Source organism: Mucilaginibacter sp. HD30 (assembly GCF_054061755.1).
The window spans coordinates 2,962,870-2,983,057 of sequence record NZ_JBSSEO010000001.1 but is presented as its reverse complement, the minus strand read 5'-3'; the positions used below and the strand labels follow the sequence as shown (position 1 = coordinate 2,983,057).

Below are 20,188 nucleotides of genomic sequence, written 5' to 3'. Positions count from 1 at the left end.
ATAATTTTATTACAGAATGCTATCGTTAAACTTTCCCCGGTGAAACCAGTCTTTATTATAGTAAATGATATTACGATGCTCTTTAACGTTAAGCGCTAACTTTATAGGGTAATAACTTTAAGAAACCTTCATTTTCGGGAGAGGAGCCCGAAGGTGAGGGTTTTTTATTTCCCGGTTTTACAGCTTATAATCGTATTATTGTGTTAGGATGAAACGATTACTCACCAACCTTACCTTCCAGGTTTTAGTAGCCATAGCCCTTGGTGTAGTAACGGGTTTATACTTTCCAGCGTTTGCCCCAACGGCGCAGCTCATCAGCAAAACGTTCATCAACCTAATTACTATGTTGATTGCGCCTATCATATTCTTCACCATAGTGCTTGGTGTAGCCGGCATGCGCGATATGAAAAAAGTGGGCAGGGTAGGCGGCAAGGCACTTCTGTATTTTGAGATAGTAACCACCTTTGCGTTGGTAATAGGCGTTGTTGTATGCAATTTACTTAAACCCGGCGCGGGGTTCGTAAGTCATGTAAAGATTGATACGGCAAAGCTGGATGAGTACGAAAAAGCAGCATCCGCGATGCATTGGGGCGATTTCATCGCCCACATAGTGCCACCAAATTTCTTTGATGCCTTTGCCAAGGGTGATATTTTGCAAATCCTTTTCTTTGCTATATTGTTCGGCATAGCGCTTAGCCGGATGGGGGAGAGTGGCCATACCGTGGTTAACCTGTTTGAAAAGATAGCCAAGGTGTTCTTCAACATTATGCACATGGTAATGAAGGTGGCGCCTTTCGGGGCTTTTGGTGGGATGGCCTTTACCGTTGGTAAGTACGGAATATCTACACTTCAGCCGCTGGCTAAGCTCATGGGGTCTGTATACCTTACCATGTTCCTGTTTATATTTGTGGTACTTAACATCATTTGCTACCTGTACAAATTCAGCTTGTGGCAATACCTTAAGTTTATCAGGCAGGAGATATTGATAGTTCTTGGCACCTCGTCCTCTGAGCCCGTGCTACCTGCCATGATGGAGAAAATGGAAGCTTTTGGTTGCTCAAAATCTGTAGTAGGCCTGGTTATACCAGCGGGCTATTCCTTTAATCTGGATGGCACAACTATTTACCTGTCCATGTCGGTGATATTTTTGGGGCAGGTGTTTAACATACCGCTTAGCTGGGAGCAGCAGCTTACCATCATTGGCATTTTGATGGTAACCTCAAAAGGCGCGGCAGGAGTTACGGGCAGTGGCTTTATCGTGCTGGCATCAACCCTAACCGCTATTAAGGTAATACCTGTTGAGGGCGTGGCTATACTGCTCGGAGTAGACCGCTTCATGTCCGAAGCACGGGCCATTACCAATATGATAGGCAACGGCATGGCTACCGTGGTAATTGCCAAAAGCGAAAAGGAATTTGATGAAGCCAAATACCGCGCGGCGATAACTGATAAATATTAACGCCCCGTCCCACGCGTGCGTGAGACAAAACGGGACGAAGTGGGACGATTTTTTAAGTAAATAGTTGTTAGTAAGCATTTTGTGTTTATTAGTTGGGACAAAGTGAGACTACTTATTCGTCAGGAAAATTAGCTGTGAATGTTAATTAAATAACTAATAATCAGTACAATTATAAAAATAGAAAATTTTGTCTCATTTGACTTGTCGTGAAATGGGTTGACAAAAAAGGTCAACCATGAGCAAAAATAGAAACAAGCAAGAGATTATAGCAGAATATTTGTTAGGAGACACAAGTACACGTAAATTAGCCATGAAGTATGGCTATGGCCGTGTTACCATATCAAGATGGGTTATGGCATATCAAAGACAAACAAAGAACCACCCTTTAAAGTATTCCAAAGCTATTTTGGAATCAAAGGAAATGCCGGTTACTGTAGAGGAGCTACAGGAAGCCTTGCGCTTAAGCCAGCTTAAGGTTGAGCTGCTGGAAGCGATGATCGATATCTCGGATGAACAGTTTGGTACCGATATCCGAAAAAAAGCTGGAGCCAGGCAGTCATGAGAATAGAGCAAAGCAGCGGGCGTAGTTTATTGCTGCTATGTTTACTGTCTGGCCACAGCCGTCAGGCTTATTACAAACAACGTTCACAAGCGGAAAAGGAGCCATTACAAGAAGATCTCATTGTTCAGCAGGTGCTCAAACACCGCCGGTTGCAGCCTCGCATAGGTGGCCGTAAACTGTATTTTTTAATCAAAGGTTTTATTGTTAATCGGGGAATAAAGATGGGCATGGATGCCTTTTTTAAGCTGCTGGGCAAATATGAGCTGCTCAATAAACGCCGCAGACATAAAGTACGCACAACCAATTCTAGCCATTGGATGAAAAAACATCCCAACCTGATCAAAGATGTCACTCTCACCGCTTCCGACCAGGTATGGGTGAGCGATATAACCTATATGGCATTACAGCATAAAGATGCTTTCCTGAGTTTAGTAACTGATGCATACAGCCGTAAGATAGTTGGGTTTCATTTAAGCAATAGCCTGTCAGCCGAAGGGACAGTAAAGGCGCTTAAAATGGCTATTGCAGGGCGCAGGGAACTACCCGGGCTTATCCATCATTCGGACCGGGGCGGACAATATTGCTGTAATGACTATGTAAGTGAACTCACCCGCCGTCAGATCAGCATCAGTATGACCCAAAGCGGTGACCCAAGGGATAATGCTATAGCTGAAAGAGTGAATGGAATACTCAAGATGGAATTACTTGAACCGGTATATCAGGATTTACAAACCGCCAGAGAAGCCGTTGAGAAGGCGGTAAACACTTATAATTACCTTCGTCCGCACAGCAGCATATCTATGTTAGCGCCTGCACTGGTTCATGGCAGGGATATTCCGGTAAAACGACGCTGGAAAAACTATTACAGAACTGCCAGAGAGAACAGGCAGGATGTAGTTATCAACAAAACAGAATCATCTTTGAAAAAGAAAAAAAGAAGCAAAAAAAGAAAAACGCATCAGGATGTGAACAACGCTGCGCGTTCCCCACATCCTGACACGACAAACAAACAAGCAATTAATTAACTTTATTAAAAATCACTGTCAACCTTTTTTGTGACAAGTCAATTGTGAGACAGCGAAAACAGCCACCTGGCTGATAAGATATGATGAATAAAGATATACAAAAGTGGACCGTACTTGAACAGGAAGACGTATCACCGAGCCATTGGTTTCCTGTTACCAAACAGAAGGTAAAGCTTGCTAACAATAACGTTTACGATTATTATTTTTCTGAACTGGGCGATGTTGTGCAGGTTTTAGCCATTACCAAACAAAACGAGGTGGTTTTGGTAAGGCAATACAAACATGGCCTGGGCGATGTGTTATTGGAAGTGCCCGGCGGCATGCAGCAAAAAGATACATCTATCATCCAATCGGCATTGAACGAGTTGGAAGAAGAAACGGGAATCAAAGCTACGTCTGATCAGTTGATATCATTGGGTAAAATAGCTATCAATCCTACCAAATTAAAGCAGGTAACTTATGGCTTTATTGTGTTTGATGCTGAGTTTAACTCGGTGCAGCAATTAGAAGATACAGAAGACATACAAATAGTATTAATGCCCGCGCCAGAGGTGTTTCAATTAGCGCTAAAGGGCGAGATCTGGGTTACGGATTCGCTTAACTGGATTTTAAAGGCGGCTATGTTGTATCCTGATGTATTTGGACGGTTGTAGACACCGATTGTAAAACTCAAAATCAGCATGGTATTTTTGTAAACAAAAAAAGCGATGACCTTTCGCCCATCGCTTTCAATATAAGAATGCTCTGTTAATTACCTCATATCACTTTTGATTTTATTAGCGGTGCTTTTACCAGGCAAGTAAACCTGTAAACCCAGCGATAAATTTAGCGTGCTTTGGAAAGCAGCGTTACCAAACCCTCTAAGACCGTTGTATTTTAACAAGGTCTCTAACCCAATGTTAGGTGTAATAAAGTATGCAAAGCCGGGGCCTATGCCTAAGTTAATACCGTTGGTGTTACCTACGCCATTGCTAACATTTATGCCGCCAAAACCAAGTGTGGCCTCAGCAAAAAATCTGCCGTGACGCAAAACCTCAACATCATTGCCTGCATAGTAACGCCCTAAAGCACCTACACCGTAAGTGGTAGTAGTTGCGGTGTTTTTTGCAGTGCGTATACCCAGGTTGGCATAACCACCCAAGGCAAGGTTGTCCTCAATAAACCAGGCCGCTTTAGGCGTTAGGTCAAAGCTGAAAATTTTACTGTTATCAAGCCCAAGGTTAAGGTTGGCAATGTTGCCGCCCATTAATACGTTGCCTTCTTGTATTTGCGCCTGTGCTGCCAAACCTGTAAAGGCTAATAAACCTGCTATTAAAACTTTTTTCATGTCAACATTTTTCATAAGGGAGGATTTAAATTGGTGATTATTTTTTGATGCTTTAAAGCATGTTATGTATATTAGGAAGGACAAATTTGGTGCCATGCGTTACCCAACCAGGGCAAAACAGGTATAATTCGCACAAAACAAGGCGATGAGCTTTCACCCATCGCCTTTAACAATGTAATTAAACAGATTTGTTAGTTTAACGAAAATTCAACCCTACGGTTTTGCTGACGACCCGCTGCAGTTTTATTTGTTGCTATTGGCTGGTTTGGACCGTAACCTGTTGCTTCAATTAATGATGCATTTGCACCTTGCGATACCAGGTAAGACTTAACAGCTTCTGCACGGTCTTTTGATAAAGCCAGGTTTAACGCCATTGAACCGGTATTATCTGTGTGGCCGGCTAACTTTAAGCTAAAGCTTTTCTCTTTAAGCAATTCGGCAACACGGTTTAATGTTGGATATGATTTTGCTTTGATGGTAGCTTTACCTAAATCAAACTCCAAATTTTTAATGGCTTCGCCAACTACACGGCGATCAGACTCAGTAACTATTACACGTTCTTTAGTAACAACCACTGGAGTCGGAACTTTTAAAGGGCAACCTGCGCCGTCAACTTGTGTACCTGATGCTGTGCCCGGGCATTTGTCAAACTTGTTAGCAACACCGTCGGCATCATCATCACCCATTTCGCGGGCATATTGTTGCGCCAAAGCTGTTCTTGCTGCCTCTTCAGCCATGCGTTGTTGTTCGGCAGTGGCCAATCTTGCTCTAAGTTCAGCACTTTCAGCAGCAGCTTCTTCGCGTAAAGCAGCAAGGGCGCTGTAATTTTGCAGTTGCGGCGATTTCTTTTTGCCTAAAGCTATTTCTAAACCTGCGTGTGCGTAAGAGAATCTGTCGCTTGTGCCACTTCTATAGCCATCAAAGTTGTTGCTTTTTACAAAGTTTACGTTATAGCCAAGGTCTATGTTAATTCCTTTGGCTACACCAATCTTTACACCTGCACCAACAGGAATATAAATGTTTTCATCATAAGTAGTGTTAAAAAAGCCGGGTACATTACGCACATTAGCACTTGATGACATTACGCCTACACCCGAAGTAAAATAAGGGGATAGCACACTTCGTTTTTGATTTATGCTAAGGTTAGCCAATGTAATGTTTGCGCTAATTGCACCTGCCCACTGTATAGTGCTTTTAAAGCTGCTGTTATCCTGCGCTGTTGATCCAGGCTGCAACGCGTTTGAGCGTGAACCTTGAACGCTGCCTGCAAGGAAATCTGCCTGAATGCCAAAGCCTGGTAAAATTTGTTTTTTAATATAACCGCCATAACCCCAGGTCTCCTGCGGGGTCAAAAAATCGCCGTTGGTTTGGTTATTCAAGGGTGTGTAGTGGGTTAACATGCCGCCATTAAGGCCGATAGACCAGGTGCGGAAGTTTTTTTTGTCGAAACGTTTGGTTGTGTCTGAATAACTTTGTGCAAATAACGCGCTTGTTGATCCGATCAATGAAAGGACCATGAGAGATCTTGTAAAATTAAGTTTCATTTGTATAAGTATAAATTATGTTGGGCTTGTGCTCAACATGCGCCAATATTCAACAACCACGCCCATTTTAGCTTAATTAGCGTTTAGCTTACCCAACCCCCTCGTAACCACTGTTAAACATTACAGGCATATGATAAACGGAAAAATGGACAACCGTTTAAAAGTGTTTACTAAATAGTGCATATTTTGGTTTTAAACTAAATTTGGATGCCCAAATAACCTTTGGCAACTGTTTTTACGCTGTAAAACAGTTTGCCTGGCTACATTTTATTAAAACACGAGCAATAGAATTTACAAACTACTGCATGTCAGTGGGTTGAAATACACATTCAAAAAAAGCTTGTCCGGGCATATTTACAGCCAAAAAATCAATAAAATTTCGCTAACATTGCGGGCTCAAAACGGCGCCGTTTTTTTTTAATAAAAAATTTTGTGCGGCGTTAAAATTTTGTAAATTTGCAATCCCTTTCAGAAAGGTATATATGGCCACTTCTGAAATAAGGGAACGGTTCTTTAAAATAAAAATTATTAACCTGAATAATTGACCGAAAGGTTTTCGTGGTTCTTCCCCGATAGTTTGCCCAGGCAAACCAAACAAAATAGGTAAATAAGCCTCCTTAGCTCAGCTGGTAGAGCGACTGACTTGTAATCAGTAGGTCATTGGTTCGATCCCGATAGGAGGCTCAGTTTGATTTCGAATTTCGAAATTTCGATTTTGGATTTTATCTGTCAAAGGGTAAATCTGAAATTCTAAATCCGAAATCCGAAATAAACTTGGGGGGATACCAGAGCGGTCAAATGGGACGGACTGTAAATCCGTTGCTTCGGCTACGAAGGTTCGAATCCTTCTCCCCCCACAAGGGAGTAAGCAGTTTGCAGTAGCAGTGTGCAGTTTTTAACTGCCTACTGAAAACTGTAAACTGCAAACTTGTTTAAGCGGAAGTAGCTCAGTTGGTAGAGCGATAGCCTTCCAAGCTATAGGTCGAGAGTTCGAACCTCTTCTTCCGCTCAATAAAATGTCGGATTGCGGAATTTCGATTTCGGATTTGGCATCATGATTAGAATAAAAGATGTAGGAGCGGTATAAAATCCGAAATTGAACATCCGAAATTCGAAATCAGAATAAGCCGACGTAGCTCAGGGGTAGAGCACTTCCTTGGTAAGGAAGAGGTCATGGGTTCAAATCCCATTGTTGGCTCAACTTATTAAAGTATAAATAAGTAATTGTTTTTAAATATAAATTAACCTACAAAATAAATAAATCATGGCAAAAGAAAAGTTTGACCGCAGTAAGCCGCACTTAAACATCGGCACTATCGGTCACGTTGACCACGGCAAAACTACCTTGACCGCAGCTATCACTAAAGTATTAGCTGACGCAGGTTTATCAGAAGCTCGTTCATTTGATTCAATCGACTCAGCTCCTGAAGAAAAAGAACGTGGTATCACTATTAACACAGCACACGTTGAGTATTCAACTGCTAACCGTCACTACGCTCACGTTGACTGCCCAGGTCACGCGGATTATGTGAAAAACATGGTTACAGGTGCTGCTCAAATGGACGGTGCTATCATTGTGGTTGCTGCTACAGACGGCCCAATGCCTCAAACCCGCGAGCACATCTTGTTGGCTCGTCAGGTAGGTGTACCTTCATTGGTTGTGTTTATGAACAAAGTTGACATGGTTGATGATCCGGAATTGTTAGAATTAGTAGAAATGGAGATCCGTGAGCTACTTTCATTCTATGATTTCCCTGGTGATGATATCCCGGTTATCCAAGGTTCTGCTTTGGGTGGCTTAAATGGCGATCCAAAATGGGTTGGTAAAATTATGGAGTTAATGGATGCTGTAGATAGCTACATCCCAATCCCTCCACGTTTAACTGATCTTCCTTTCTTGATGCCGGTTGAAGACGTATTCTCAATCACTGGTCGTGGTACTGTTGCTACTGGCCGTATTGAGCGTGGTGTAATCAACTCTGGTGAGCAAGTTGACATATTAGGTATGGGTGCTGAGAACTTAAAATCAACCGTTACAGGTGTTGAGATGTTCCGCAAGATCCTTGACCGTGGCGAAGCTGGTGACAACGTAGGTTTATTGTTACGTGGTATTGAAAAAACTGATATCCGTCGTGGTATGGTTATTTGCAAACCAGGTTCAGTTAACCCACACACTGATTTCAAAGCAGAAGTTTACGTATTATCAAAAGCAGAAGGTGGCCGTCACACTCCATTCTTCAACAAATACCGTCCGCAATTCTATTTCCGTACAACTGACGTAACCGGTGAGATCTCATTGGCAGAAGGTGTAGAAATGGTTATGCCTGGTGATAACGTTACCATCACTGTAAAGTTGATCAACGCTATCGCAATGGAGAAAGGCTTACGTTTCGCTATCCGCGAGGGTGGTAGAACAGTAGGTGCCGGTCAGGTAACTGAAATTTTAAAATAATCCCCCTGCCCTCTGAAAAGAGGGATTAGGAAATGGGTTAATTATATACAAAGTACCTGGGTTTTTAACCTGGGTACTTTGTTACATAAAGAGATAACAACCAAATTCCTGTTAGGGATTAGGATATAAACGGGAATAGTTCAACGGTAGAATAGAGGTCTCCAAAACCTTTGATCAGGGTTCGAATCCTTGTTCCCGTGCTTATAGTAGTAAATAAAATATTGATGGCTGGCGTATCAGAATATATTAAAGAGTCGTACATAGAGTTGACCCAGAAGGTAACCTGGCCAACCTGGAAAGAGCTGCAAAGCAGTGCCATATTGGTGCTTATTGCCGCTGTTATTATTGCGTTGCTTATTTTCGGTATGGACCAGTTAATTGGTACTGTACTTGACAAGTTCTATAGTTCACTAGCTTAATAATATATATAAAGAATGGGTGATCAGTTAAAATGGTATGTTGTTAGGGCCATTAGCGGTAAAGAAAAAAAGGTAAAGCAATATATTGATGCAGAGATAAACCGCTTAGGAATATCACACCTTGTGCCGCAGGTTTTGATACCTACCGAGAAATATTACCAAATGCGCGACGGTAAGAAAATTGCAAAAGAACGCAATATTCTTCCGGGATACGTGTTGATGGAAGCTTCGCTTGACGGTGAGCTTGAGCACATTATAAAAAACATAAACAGCGTAATTGGCTTTTTAGGTGATAAGGCAGGTAATGCCATACCTATGCGCCCATCAGAAGTAAGCCGTATTTTAGGCAAGGTTGATGAGATGACCGCGCAAGGCGAAACCATGAACGTGCCATATTATGTTGGCGAGGGCGTTAAAGTGATGGACGGGCCTTTTAACGGTTTCAGCGGTGTGATTGAAGAGATCAATGAAGAGAAAAAGAAACTGAAAGTAATGGTAAAGATATTTGGGCGCCGTACACCGCTTGAATTGAATTACATGCAGGTGGAGAAAGAATAGTTAATATTTCGAGTATCGAATTTTCGATTTCGAATTTTTATATAAAGACATTTTGATCAGGAAGAGGATAGGAAACTCGAAATTGAACATCCGAAATCCGAAATCAGAATAACAAATGTTACATAGCTTCCACTAATAACATTGAATAATTAAATAACAAAGCAAAAGATGGCAAAAGAAGTCGGTGCGATGGTAAAGCTGCAAGTAAAGGGCGGCGCTGCAAACCCATCACCTCCAATAGGCCCAGCATTGGGTGCCAAAGGGGTGAACATTATGGAGTTTTGCAAGCAGTTCAATGCACGTACGCAGGACAAACCTGGTAAAGTGCTTCCTGTAGTTATTACTGTTTATGTTGACAAGTCATTTGATTTTATCATTAAAACCCCACCGGTAGCTATCCAGTTAATGGAAGCAACAGGCTTAAAAAGCGGGTCGGCAGAACCCAACCGTAAAAAAGTTGCCAGTGTAAACTGGGAGCAGGTTGAGAACATTGCCAAAGATAAAATGACTGATTTAAACGCATTTACAGTAGAATCAGCCATGAAAATGGTAGCAGGTACTGCCCGCAGCATGGGGATAACCGTTAGCGGTACAGCTCCCTGGAACAACAATTAATTTCGGATTTCGGATTTTCGATTTCGAATTTTGAAATTGAAAACAAGAGAGCCGATCATTAAAATTTTGAATAAGGAATTTGACAAAGACGACAAATCTGAAATCACACATCCGACATTCGAAATAAAAAATTAAATCAGTTAAAGACAGTGGCTAGATTAACAAAAAATCAAAAAGTGGCACTCTCCAAAATTGAGGCTAATAAATCATACACGTTAGAAGCTGCATCAGCTTTGGTAAAGGAATTAACCTTAACTAAATTTGATTCATCAGTTGATATAGATGTGCGTTTAGGTGTTGACCCGCGTAAAGCCAATCAAATGGTACGTGGTATTGCAACATTGCCTCATGGAACCGGTAAAACTGTACGTGTGTTAGTTCTTTGTACTCCTGATAAGGAACAAGAAGCTAAAGATGCAGGTGCAGATTTTGTAGGTTTGGATGACTATATTGCCAAGATTGAAGGCGGTTGGACTGATGTTGATATTATCATTACTATGCCAAGTGTTATGGCTAAGGTAGGTAGATTAGGCCGTGTGCTTGGTCCGCGTAACTTAATGCCTAACCCTAAATCAGGAACAGTAACTCCAGAAGTTGGAAAAGCTGTAACTGAGGTAAAAGCGGGTAAGATCGATTTCAAGGTTGATAAAACCGGTATCATTCATACTTCAATAGGAAAAGCATCTTTCCCTGCTGAGAAGATTTACGAGAATGCATTAGAAGTATTGCAAACACTCTCTAAATTAAAACCTTCATCAGCTAAAGGAACATACTTTAAGAGCATTCATATCTCTTCTACTATGTCTCCGGGAATAACAGTAGAAACAAAATCAGTAGCGGGGATCTAAATCATGAATAAAGAAGAAAAATACGACCTTGTTCTTGCCCTCACTGAACAAATGAAGGAATACGGTAATTTTTATATTACCGATACTTCAAACCTAACGGTTGCAAAAGTTAATGATATCCGTCGTAAATGTTTCGAAAGCGACATTAAAATGCAAGTAACAAAAAATAGCTTGATCAAAAAAGCTATGGAAGCTGCAGGCGGAGACTTTGCTCCAATATATGATGTATTAAAAGGTTCATCATCAATACTTTTCTCTAAATCAGCAACTGCTCCGGCAAAACTGATCAAACAACTGAGAAAAGCAGGTGACAAACCAGTTTTAAAAGCAGCTTATATTGACTCTGCAATATTCATTGGCGATAACCAATTAGATACGTTAACCAAGTTGAAATCAAAAGAGCAACTTATTGGCGAAGTTATTGGCTTATTGCAATCACCAGCGAAAAATGTTATTTCAGCACTGCAATCAGGCGGAAACACATTGGCAGGATTAGTAAAAACATTACAAGAAAGAGGTTAATCCAAACACCTATAAGTTTGGTAATTAAAAACAAAGCATTACAATAAAACACAAAATAAAATGGCGGATTTAAAAGCGTTTGCTGAACAGTTGGTAAACTTAACAGTAAAAGAAGTAAACGAATTAGCTCAGATATTGAAAGACGAGTATGGCATTGAGCCTGCTGCTGCAGCTGTTGCTGTTGCTGCTGCTCCTGCTGGTGGCGATGACGCCCCTGCTGCTGCTGCTGAGCAAACAGCATTTGACGTTATCCTGAAAGAAGCAGGTGGCGCTAAATTAGCTGTAGTTAAATTAGTAAAAGACCTAACCGGCCTTGGTTTGAAAGAAGCTAAAGATCTTGTTGATGGTGCACCAAAAGAAGTTAAAACTGGTGTAACTAAAGAAGAAGCTCAATCTTTGAAATCACAATTAGAAGAAGCCGGAGCGGTAGTTGAGGTTAAGTAATTTAACCATACACACAAAGCACAGAGACTCCGACCTGTTTTTGGTCGGGGTCTATTGCTGTTTATAAGGTTTTAGATAGGAGATATCCGAGCTGAGTTATGAGATTTAATGGCACAATATTTGCGCAATCAAAATTTCGTTCTTCCTCACATCTCATAATACCACCCGGTACAGCGCCGGGAAACTCACATCTACTAAAGTTTAATTTTTAAACTAAATTTATAACACCTTGGCAACCCAAATAAATCAAAGAGTTAACTTTGCAACCAGTCGGAAGGTACTTGAATACCCCGATTTTCTGGATGTGCAGTTGCAATCTTTCCAGGAATTTTTTCAATTAGAAACTACTTCAGACAACCGCCACAAAGAAGGTTTGTTTAAAGTTTTCGCAGAAAATTTTCCGATCTCAGACTCAAGAAACATCTTTGTTCTTGAATTTCTGGATTATTTTATTGACCCGCCACGTTACGATATACGCGAGTGTATTGAGCGCGGCTTAACCTACAGCGTGCCTTTAAAGGCAAAGCTGCGCCTGTCTTGTAACGATGCAGAGCACGAAGATTTCGAAACCATAGTGCAGGACGTGTACCTGGGAACCATCCCTTACATGACGCCTAAAGGTACTTTCGTTATTAACGGTGCCGAGCGTGTTATTGTGTCGCAGTTGCACCGTTCGCCCGGTGTATTCTTTGGTCAAAGCCGCCACACTAACGGTACCAAGTTGTACTCTGCCCGTGTAATTCCTTTCAAAGGATCATGGATTGAGTTTGCTACCGACGTTAACAACGTAATGTATGCTTACATTGACCGTAAGAAAAAATTCCCGGTAACTACCTTGCTTCGTGCTATTGGTTATGATTCTGATAAGGATATATTAGAATTGTTTGAACTGGCCGACGAAGTAAAAGTTAGCAAATCAGGTCTTAAAAAGTTCATTGGCCGTAAACTGGCTGCAAGAGTTTTAAAGAAATGGGTTGAAGACTTTGTGGATGAAGATACCGGTGAAGTTGTTTCTATTGACCGTAACGAGATCATTCTGGAGCGTGAAACCATGCTTGAAGATGACCATATTGATATGATCATTGACGCAGGTGTTAAAACCATCATCCTGAACAAGGAAGATAGCGCATCCAGCGGTGATTACACTATTATATATAACACTTTACAAAAAGATACTTCAAACTCAGAGAAAGAGGCGGTTGAGCATATCTACCGTCAATTGCGTAACGCAGAACCACCTGATGAGGAAACCGCACGCGGTATCATTGACAGATTGTTCTTCTCTGACAAACGTTATGACCTTGGTGATGTGGGCCGCTACCGCATTAACCGTAAGTTGAAACTGGATACCTCTGAGGAGATAAAAGTTTTAACTAAACAGGATATCATTGCGATAGTTAAATACCTGATCAAATTGATCAACTCAAAAGCTGAGGTGGATGATATTGATCACTTGTCAAACCGTCGTGTTCGTACAGTAGGCGAGCAGTTATATGCTCAGTTTGGTGTTGGTTTGGCCCGTATGGCCCGTACCATCCGTGAGCGTATGAACATCCGCGATAATGAGGTATTTACACCAACCGACTTAATTAACGCACGTACACTATCATCTGTGATCAACTCGTTCTTCGGAACTAACCAGTTATCACAGTTCATGGACCAAACCAATCCACTGGCAGAGATCACGCACAAGCGTCGTCTGTCAGCCCTTGGGCCCGGTGGTCTGTCTCGCGAGCGTGCAGGTTTTGAGGTACGTGACGTTCACTACACTCACTACGGCAGGTTGTGTACCATTGAAACACCGGAAGGACCAAACATTGGTTTGATCTCTTCATTGTGTGTACACGCTAAGATCAACAACCTGGGCTTTATTGAAACACCATATAAACGTGTTGTTGAAGGTAAGGTACAAGTACAGGAGCCGGTTATCTATTTATCAGCAGAAGACGAAGACGGCAAGACCATTGGTCAGGCCAACGCGCACTATGATGATAAAGGTGTATTTGCTTTACCGAAGGTAAAAGCACGTTTTGAAGGTGACTTCCCTATTATTGAGCCGGAAAGATTGGATTTGATGGACGTTGCTCCAAACCAGATCACATCTATAGCAGCTTCATTAATTCCGTTCCTGGAGCATGATGATGCTAACCGTGCATTGATGGGATCAAACATGCAACGCCAGGCCGTTCCGCTTTTGCGCCCTGAAGCGCCAATTGTAGGTACCGGTTTGGAAGGCCGTGTTGCAAAAGACTCTCGTACCCTTATCAATGCCGAAGGCAATGGTGTGGTTGAGTATGTTGATGCTAACGAAATAAGAATTAAATACGATCGTAACGCCGAGGACCGTTTGGTTTCTTTTGAAGGTGATACAAGAAGTTACATATTAACCAAGTTTAAAAAGACTAATCAGAGCACTACCATCAACCTTAAGCCGATCATTAAAAAAGGTCAGCGTGTTGAAAAAGGACAAGTGCTTTGCGAAGGTTATGCTACACAAGATGGTGAACTGGCCCTGGGCCGTAACCTTAAGGTAGCATTCATGCCTTGGCAAGGTTATAACTTTGAGGATGCGATTGTAATATCAGAGCGCGTTGTGTCTCAGGATATATTTACTTCGCTTCACGTTGAAGAATTTGAACTGGAAGTACGTGATACAAAACGTGGAGAAGAGGAGTTAACTGCCGATATCCCTAACGTATCAGAAGAAGCTACTAAAGATCTTGACGAGGATGGCATCATCCGCGTTGGAGCCGAGGTTAAAGAAGGCGATATCCTGATTGGTAAGATCACCCCTAAAGGCGAATCTGATCCTTCACCGGAAGAGAAACTTTTACGTGCCATATTTGGTGACAAAGCTGGTGACGTTAAAGATGCGTCATTAAAAACTCCACCTTCAATTGCAGGTGTGGTTATTGATACCAAATTGTTCTCTCGCGCTAAAAAGACTACCAAGGCTGAAGAAAAAGCTCAGATAGAGAAACTGGATACCAAACACGATAAAGCAACTAAAGATCTGAAGGCAACTTTGATTGAGAAATTGTTTGAAATTGTTAACGGCAAAACATCACAAGGTGTACAAAACGTTTACAAAGAGCTGTTGGTACCAAAAGGTGTTAAGTTCACTCAGAAAATTTTAACTGAGTTGCATTACGAGAACATCAACCCAACTAAATGGACAACTGATGATGACAAGAATGATCAGATCAAATTGCTGCTTCATAACTACAACATCAAATTGAACGAAGAATTGGGCGCTTACCGTCGTGATAAATTTGCTATCAGCGTAGGTGATGAGCTTCCATCAGGCATTGTACAAATGGCTAAAGTTTACATCGCTAAAAAGCGTAAGCTTAAAGTGGGTGATAAAATGGCTGGCCGCCACGGTAACAAAGGTATTGTTGCGCGTATTGTACGTGATGAGGATATGCCGTTCCTTGAGGATGGAACCCCGGTTGATATTGTGTTGAACCCACTGGGTGTACCTTCACGTATGAACCTTGGGCAGATCTACGAGACTGTATTAGGATGGGCCGGTAAAGAACTGGGTATTAAGTTTGCTACTCCTATTTTTGATGGTGCAAGCCATGACGAAGTAGAAGAGTATGTTAAAAAAGCAGGCATACCAGAATCTGGCCGTACCTATTTATACAACGGCTTAACCGGCGATCGTTTTGACCAGCAAACAACTGTAGGTATTATCTACATGCTTAAACTGGGCCACATGGTTGATGATAAGATGCACGCGCGTTCAATAGGACCATACTCATTAATTACACAACAACCATTGGGTGGTAAAGCTCAGTTTGGTGGTCAGCGTTTTGGTGAGATGGAGGTTTGGGCACTGGAAGCATTCGGCGCATCAAACATCCTGCAGGAAATATTGACAGTTAAGTCTGACGACGTTGTTGGCCGTGCCAAAACTTACGAGGCTATTGTTAAAGGCGAGAACTTGCCAACACCTTCAGTACCTGAATCATTCAACGTATTGGTTCATGAATTAAGAGGTTTAGGTTTGGATATCACGCTGGAATAATTAGTGAATTAGTGAATGAGAGAATGAGTGATTAAGTCACCATTCACTCATTCACCACTCACTCATTCACTCATTAAAACAAAGGAGACTATGTCTTACAAAAAGGATAATAAAATCAAAAGTAACTTTACCACCATTACCATTAGCCTGGCTTCGCCTGAGGCTATTTTGGAGCGGTCAAGCGGTGAAGTTTTAAAACCGGAAACCATTAACTACAGGACGTATAAGCCTGAGCGCGATGGTTTATTTTGCGAGCGTATTTTTGGTCCGGTAAAAGACTACGAATGCCATTGCGGTAAATACAAACGTATACGTTACAAAGGTATAGTGTGCGACCGTTGCGGTGTTGAAGTAACCGAGAAAAAAGTACGTCGTGAGCGTATGGGCCACATCAATTTGGTGGTGCCTGTTGCGCACATCTGGTATTTCCGCTCGTTGCCAAATAAAATTGGTTACCTGTTGGGCCTACCTACCAAAAAGCTCGACCTGATAATTTACTACGAGAGATACGTGGTAATTCAGCCTGGTATTAAAGAGTCTGACGGTATAGCTAAAATGGATTTCCTTACTGAGGAAGAATATTTGGATATATTGGATACTTTACCAAAAGAAAACCAATATCTGGATGATAAAGATCCGCAGAAATTTGTAGCCAAAATGGGTGCAGAGGCTTTAGAAGAATTGTTAAGACGCATTGATCTTGACCATTTGTCTTTCAGCTTACGCCATCAGGCAGCTACAGAAACTTCGCAACAGCGTAAAAACGAGGCCTTAAAACGCCTGCAGGTTGTTGAAGCTTTCCGTGGTGCAAAAACCAGGATAGAAAATAACCCTGAGTGGATGATCGTTAAGATCGTTCCGGTTATACCACCAGAGTTGCGTCCATTGGTACCACTTGAAGGTGGCCGTTTCGCTACTTCGGATTTGAATGACCTTTACCGTCGTGTAATTATCCGTAACAACCGTTTAAAACGTTTGATCGAGATCAAGGCACCAGAGGTGATCTTGCGTAACGAGAAACGTATGCTTCAGGAAGCTGTTGACTCTTTATTTGATAACTCACGTAAAGTTAACGCAGTTAAAACTGAAGGTAACCGTGCTTTGAAATCTCTTTCAGACATCCTGAAAGGTAAACAAGGTCGTTTCCGTCAGAACCTGTTGGGTAAACGTGTGGATTATTCAGCACGTTCTGTAATTGTTGTAGGCCCTAACCTTAAACTGCACGAGTGCGGTTTGCCAAAGGATATGGCTGCAGAATTATTTAAACCGTTCATCATTCGTAAAATGATTGAGCGTGGTGTGGTTAAAACTGTAAAATCTGCCAAAAAGATTGTAGATCGTAAAGATCCGTTGGTTTGGGATATATTGGAGAACGTACTTAAAGGACACCCGGTATTACTAAACCGTGCACCTACGCTGCACAGGTTGGGTATACAGGCTTTCCAACCAAAACTGGTTGAAGGTAAAGCAATCCAATTGCACCCATTAACTTGTACCGCGTTCAACGCCGACTTTGACGGTGACCAGATGGCTGTTCACGTACCACTTGGTAACGCCGCAATTTTAGAAGCACAAGTGTTGATGCTTGCATCGCACAATATATTAAACCCTGCTAACGGTACGCCTATTACAGTACCTTCTCAGGACATGGTTTTGGGTCTTTACTATATTACCAAAGGCCGTAAAACTGATGCTGGTCGTGTTGTAAAAGGCGAAGGCTTAACATTCTACGCTGCCGAGGAAGTTATTATAGCTTATAACGAGCGCAGAGTTGACTTGCACGCGTTTATTAAAGTTAAGGCTTTGGTAAAAGAACGCGATGGCAGCATTGTTAGCAAAATAATTGATACTACTGTAGGTCGCGTATTGTTTAACCAACACGTTCCAACAGAGGTAGGTTATATAAACGAACTACTTACCAAAAAATCACTCCGTGATATTATTGGCGAGGTTGTTAAAAACACCGGTATGGCCCGCGCTGCTGCTTTCCTTGATGATATTAAGGAATTAGGTTTCCGTATGGCGTTCCAGGGTGGTTTATCGTTTAACTTAAAAGACATCAATATCCCTGCTGAGAAAGTAACCCTGATTGCAACTGCTTCTAAACAAGTAGAAGAAGTAATGGGTAACTACAACATGGGTTTCATTACCAATAACGAGCGTTATAACCAAATTATCGATATCTGGACACGTATCAACAATCGCTTAACCGCGAATGTGATGGACATCCTGAGCAACGATAACCAGGGCTTTAACTCGGTGTACATGATGCTTGACTCAGGCGCACGTGGTTCTAAAGAGCAGATCCGTCAGCTTGCAGGTATGCGTGGTTTGATGGCTAAGCCTCAAAAATCAGGTTCAGGTGGCGAGATCATTGAAAACCCTATTCTTTCAAACTTTAAAGAAGGTTTGTCAGTATTAGAGTATTTCATTTCTACCCACGGTGCACGTAAAGGTTTGGCGGATACGGCTTTGAAAACAGCTGATGCTGGTTACTTAACCCGTAGGTTACATGACGTTGCACAGGATATGATTGTTGGTACCGTAGATTGCGGAACTTTAAGAGGTATATTCACTACCGCGTTAAAAGATAACGAGGATATTGTTGAGCCTTTATATGATCGTATTTTGGGCCGTACATCTTTACATGATGTTCATGATCCTATCACCAATGAATTATTGGTTAACGCAGGACAAGACATTACTGAAGAAATTGGTAAAAAGATAGAGAATTCACCGTTAGAAGGTATTGAAATTCGTTCGGTATTAACCTGCGAAAGCAAGCGTGGTGTATGTGCATTATGCTATGGCCGTAACCTTGCAAGCGGTAAACGCGTGCAAAAAGGCGAGGCTGTAGGTGTAATTGCTGCACAGTCTATCGGTGAGCCGGGTACACAGTTAACACTACGTACATTCCACGTGGGTGGTACCGCATCAAACATCGCTGCTGAATCTCAGATCAACGCTAAGTTTGATGGTATCATTGAATTTGAGAACGTTCGTACTGTTGAGTATGCTGGCGAAGAAGGACCGGTTGACGTAGTTTTAGGCCGTTCTGGTGAGTTCCGTATAGTAGAAGAAGGTAGCAACAAGGTAATTGTAAGTAACAACATTCCTTACGGCGCTTACTTATATATTAAAGACGGAAGCAAGATCAAACGTGGCGACAGAATTTGTTCATGGGATCCGTACAATGCGGTTATCATTTCAGAATTTGCAGGTAAAACGCAGTTTGAGGCTGTATTAGAAGGTATCACTTTCCGTGAAGAGTCTGATGAGCAAACAGGTCACCGTGAAAAGGTAATTATCGATACACGTGATAAAACCAAAAACCCGTCTATCCAGGTTGTTGATGGCAAAGGCACTGTTATTAAAGGATACAACATCCCGGTAGGCGCGCACATTGCTGTTGACGAAGGTGAGAAATTACAAACCGGACAGATCATTGCTAAGATACCACGTTCTACAGGTAAAACACGAGATATTACAGGTGGTTTACCACGTGTAACCGAGTTGTTTGAAGCACGTAACCCATCAAACCCTGCGGTAGTAACCGAAATTGATGGTGTGGTAACTTTAGGTGGTGTTAAACGTGGTAATCGCGAGATCACTATCGAATCAAGAGACGGACAGGTGAAGAAATACCTGGTACCATTGTCAAAACACATCCTTGTACAGGATAATGACTTTGTTAAGGCCGGTATGCCATTGTCTGACGGTTCAATATCACCATCTGATATATTAGCTATTAAAGGCCCTGCTGCCGTGCAAGAGTATCTTGTTAACGGTATACAGGAAGTTTACCGCTTACAAGGTGTGAAGATAAACGATAAGCACTTTGAGGTTATCGTTCACCAGATGATGCAGAAAGTAATGATCGAGGATGCAGGTGATACCCGTTTCTTAGAGAAAGAAGCTGTTGATAGCTGGGACTTTATGCAGGAAAATGACGAAATATTTGACAAGAAGGTAGTTGTTGATCCGGGTGATTCAACTACAGCTAAAGCGGGTCAGATAATGTCTGTTAGAAAACTGCGTGATGAGAACTCTATCCTTAAACGTAAAGACATGAAGCTTATTGAAGTGCGCGACGCTATTGCTGCAACCTCAAGCCCTATACTGCAAGGTATAACCAGAGCTTCATTAGGTACCAAGTCGTTTATTTCGGCTGCATCGTTCCAGGAAACTACAAAAGTACTGAACGAGGCTGCAATTGCCGGCAAACGCGACATGATGCTTGGTCTGAAAGAGAACGTGATCGTTGGTCACCTTATCCCTTCAGGTACAGGTTTACGCGAATACGAAAATATCCGTGTAGGATCTCAGGAAGAGTTTGATCGTCTGATGGCATCAAAAGCCGAAGAAGTAGAAGCTTAACCA

15 protein-coding genes and 5 tRNA genes are annotated in these 20,188 nt (G+C 41.9%); 18 read left to right on the top strand and 2 right to left on the bottom strand.

Translation table 11 applies throughout. The annotated features are described in order from the left end of the window. Positions 1 to 208 precede the first annotated feature (208 nt). The 4 genes from ACVW2L_RS14255 (at position 209) to ACVW2L_RS14240 (ending at position 3,699) form a co-directional block, all read left to right on the top strand. A complete protein-coding gene (locus tag ACVW2L_RS14255) occupies positions 209 to 1,459 on the top strand; it encodes a dicarboxylate/amino acid:cation symporter (RefSeq protein ID WP_457128632.1) in 1,251 nt (416 codons plus the stop codon). Positions 1,460 to 1,694: 235 nt separating this feature from the next. Then, entirely contained in the window at positions 1,695 to 2,021 is a 327-nt protein-coding gene (locus ACVW2L_RS14250; RefSeq protein WP_457127556.1) for a hypothetical protein, read from the top strand. Then, the gene (locus ACVW2L_RS14245; RefSeq protein ID WP_457127555.1) at positions 2,018 to 3,046 is read left to right on the top strand and encodes an IS3 family transposase; all 1,029 of its coding nucleotides are present in this window, start codon (positions 2,018 to 2,020) and stop codon (positions 3,044 to 3,046) included. Before ACVW2L_RS14250 ends, ACVW2L_RS14245 begins: the two co-directional genes overlap by 4 nt. Before the next feature lie 80 nt (positions 3,047 to 3,126). Continuing rightward, positions 3,127 to 3,699: an NUDIX hydrolase gene (locus tag ACVW2L_RS14240; protein WP_457128631.1), complete on the top strand. Its 573-nt coding sequence runs from the start codon at positions 3,127 to 3,129 to the stop codon at positions 3,697 to 3,699. A gap of 98 nt (positions 3,700 to 3,797) precedes the next feature. Here ACVW2L_RS14240 and ACVW2L_RS14235 read toward each other — a convergent pair whose 3' ends face one another. Next, positions 3,798 to 4,373 carry a hypothetical protein gene (locus tag ACVW2L_RS14235; protein WP_457128630.1) on the bottom strand — a complete coding sequence of 192 codons (576 nt, stop codon included), beginning with the start codon at positions 4,371 to 4,373 and terminating at the stop codon, positions 3,798 to 3,800. A gap of 191 nt (positions 4,374 to 4,564) precedes the next feature. Beyond that, on the bottom strand, positions 4,565 to 5,890 hold the full coding sequence (locus tag ACVW2L_RS14230; protein WP_457128629.1) for an OmpA family protein: 1,326 nt from the start codon (positions 5,888 to 5,890) through the stop codon (positions 4,565 to 4,567). 638 nt (positions 5,891 to 6,528) lie between these two features. Here ACVW2L_RS14230 and ACVW2L_RS14225 point away from each other — a divergent pair. The 14 genes from ACVW2L_RS14225 to rpoC all read left to right on the top strand — a co-directional run bounded on the left by ACVW2L_RS14225 (position 6,529) and on the right by rpoC (position 20,185). Further along, a tRNA-Thr gene (locus tag ACVW2L_RS14225) sits at positions 6,529 to 6,601 on the top strand. A 92-nt stretch (positions 6,602 to 6,693) separates the two neighbouring features. Beyond that, positions 6,694 to 6,774, top strand: a tRNA-Tyr gene (locus tag ACVW2L_RS14220). A 79-nt stretch (positions 6,775 to 6,853) separates the two neighbouring features. Beyond that, positions 6,854 to 6,926 (top strand) — tRNA-Gly (locus ACVW2L_RS14215). A gap of 117 nt (positions 6,927 to 7,043) precedes the next feature. After that, positions 7,044 to 7,115: transfer RNA gene (locus tag ACVW2L_RS14210), tRNA-Thr, on the top strand. Positions 7,116 to 7,181: 66 nt separating this feature from the next. Continuing rightward, on the top strand, positions 7,182 to 8,369 hold the full coding sequence (gene tuf, locus ACVW2L_RS14205) for an elongation factor Tu (protein WP_294793777.1): 1,188 nt from the start codon (positions 7,182 to 7,184) through the stop codon (positions 8,367 to 8,369). A gap of 129 nt (positions 8,370 to 8,498) precedes the next feature. Further along, positions 8,499 to 8,569 (top strand) — tRNA-Trp (locus ACVW2L_RS14200). Between the two features lie 24 nt (positions 8,570 to 8,593). Continuing rightward, the gene (gene secE / locus ACVW2L_RS14195) at positions 8,594 to 8,788 is read left to right on the top strand and encodes a preprotein translocase subunit SecE (protein ID WP_457128628.1); all 195 of its coding nucleotides are present in this window, start codon (positions 8,594 to 8,596) and stop codon (positions 8,786 to 8,788) included. Positions 8,789 to 8,803: 15 nt separating this feature from the next. After that, on the top strand, positions 8,804 to 9,346 hold the full coding sequence (gene nusG / locus ACVW2L_RS14190) for a transcription termination/antitermination protein NusG (RefSeq protein ID WP_457128627.1): 543 nt from the start codon (positions 8,804 to 8,806) through the stop codon (positions 9,344 to 9,346). A gap of 168 nt (positions 9,347 to 9,514) precedes the next feature. After that, the gene (gene rplK / locus ACVW2L_RS14185) at positions 9,515 to 9,961 is read left to right on the top strand and encodes a 50S ribosomal protein L11 (RefSeq protein ID WP_457128626.1); all 447 of its coding nucleotides are present in this window, start codon (positions 9,515 to 9,517) and stop codon (positions 9,959 to 9,961) included. A gap of 149 nt (positions 9,962 to 10,110) precedes the next feature. Then, positions 10,111 to 10,809 (top strand): 50S ribosomal protein L1, encoded by a 699-nt coding sequence (gene rplA, locus ACVW2L_RS14180; RefSeq protein ID WP_457128625.1) that lies wholly within the window; start codon positions 10,111 to 10,113, stop codon positions 10,807 to 10,809. A gap of 3 nt (positions 10,810 to 10,812) precedes the next feature. After that, on the top strand, positions 10,813 to 11,331 hold the full coding sequence (gene rplJ / locus ACVW2L_RS14175) for a 50S ribosomal protein L10 (RefSeq protein WP_457128624.1): 519 nt from the start codon (positions 10,813 to 10,815) through the stop codon (positions 11,329 to 11,331). A gap of 60 nt (positions 11,332 to 11,391) precedes the next feature. After that, positions 11,392 to 11,775 (top strand): 50S ribosomal protein L7/L12, encoded by a 384-nt coding sequence (gene rplL, locus ACVW2L_RS14170; protein ID WP_457128623.1) that lies wholly within the window; start codon positions 11,392 to 11,394, stop codon positions 11,773 to 11,775. 229 nt (positions 11,776 to 12,004) lie between these two features. Next, a complete protein-coding gene (gene rpoB / locus ACVW2L_RS14165; RefSeq protein ID WP_457128622.1) occupies positions 12,005 to 15,808 on the top strand; it encodes a DNA-directed RNA polymerase subunit beta in 3,804 nt (1,267 codons plus the stop codon). 90 nt (positions 15,809 to 15,898) lie between these two features. Next, the gene (gene rpoC / locus ACVW2L_RS14160) at positions 15,899 to 20,185 is read left to right on the top strand and encodes a DNA-directed RNA polymerase subunit beta' (protein ID WP_457128621.1); all 4,287 of its coding nucleotides are present in this window, start codon (positions 15,899 to 15,901) and stop codon (positions 20,183 to 20,185) included. The last annotated feature ends 3 nt before the right edge of the window (positions 20,186 to 20,188 follow it).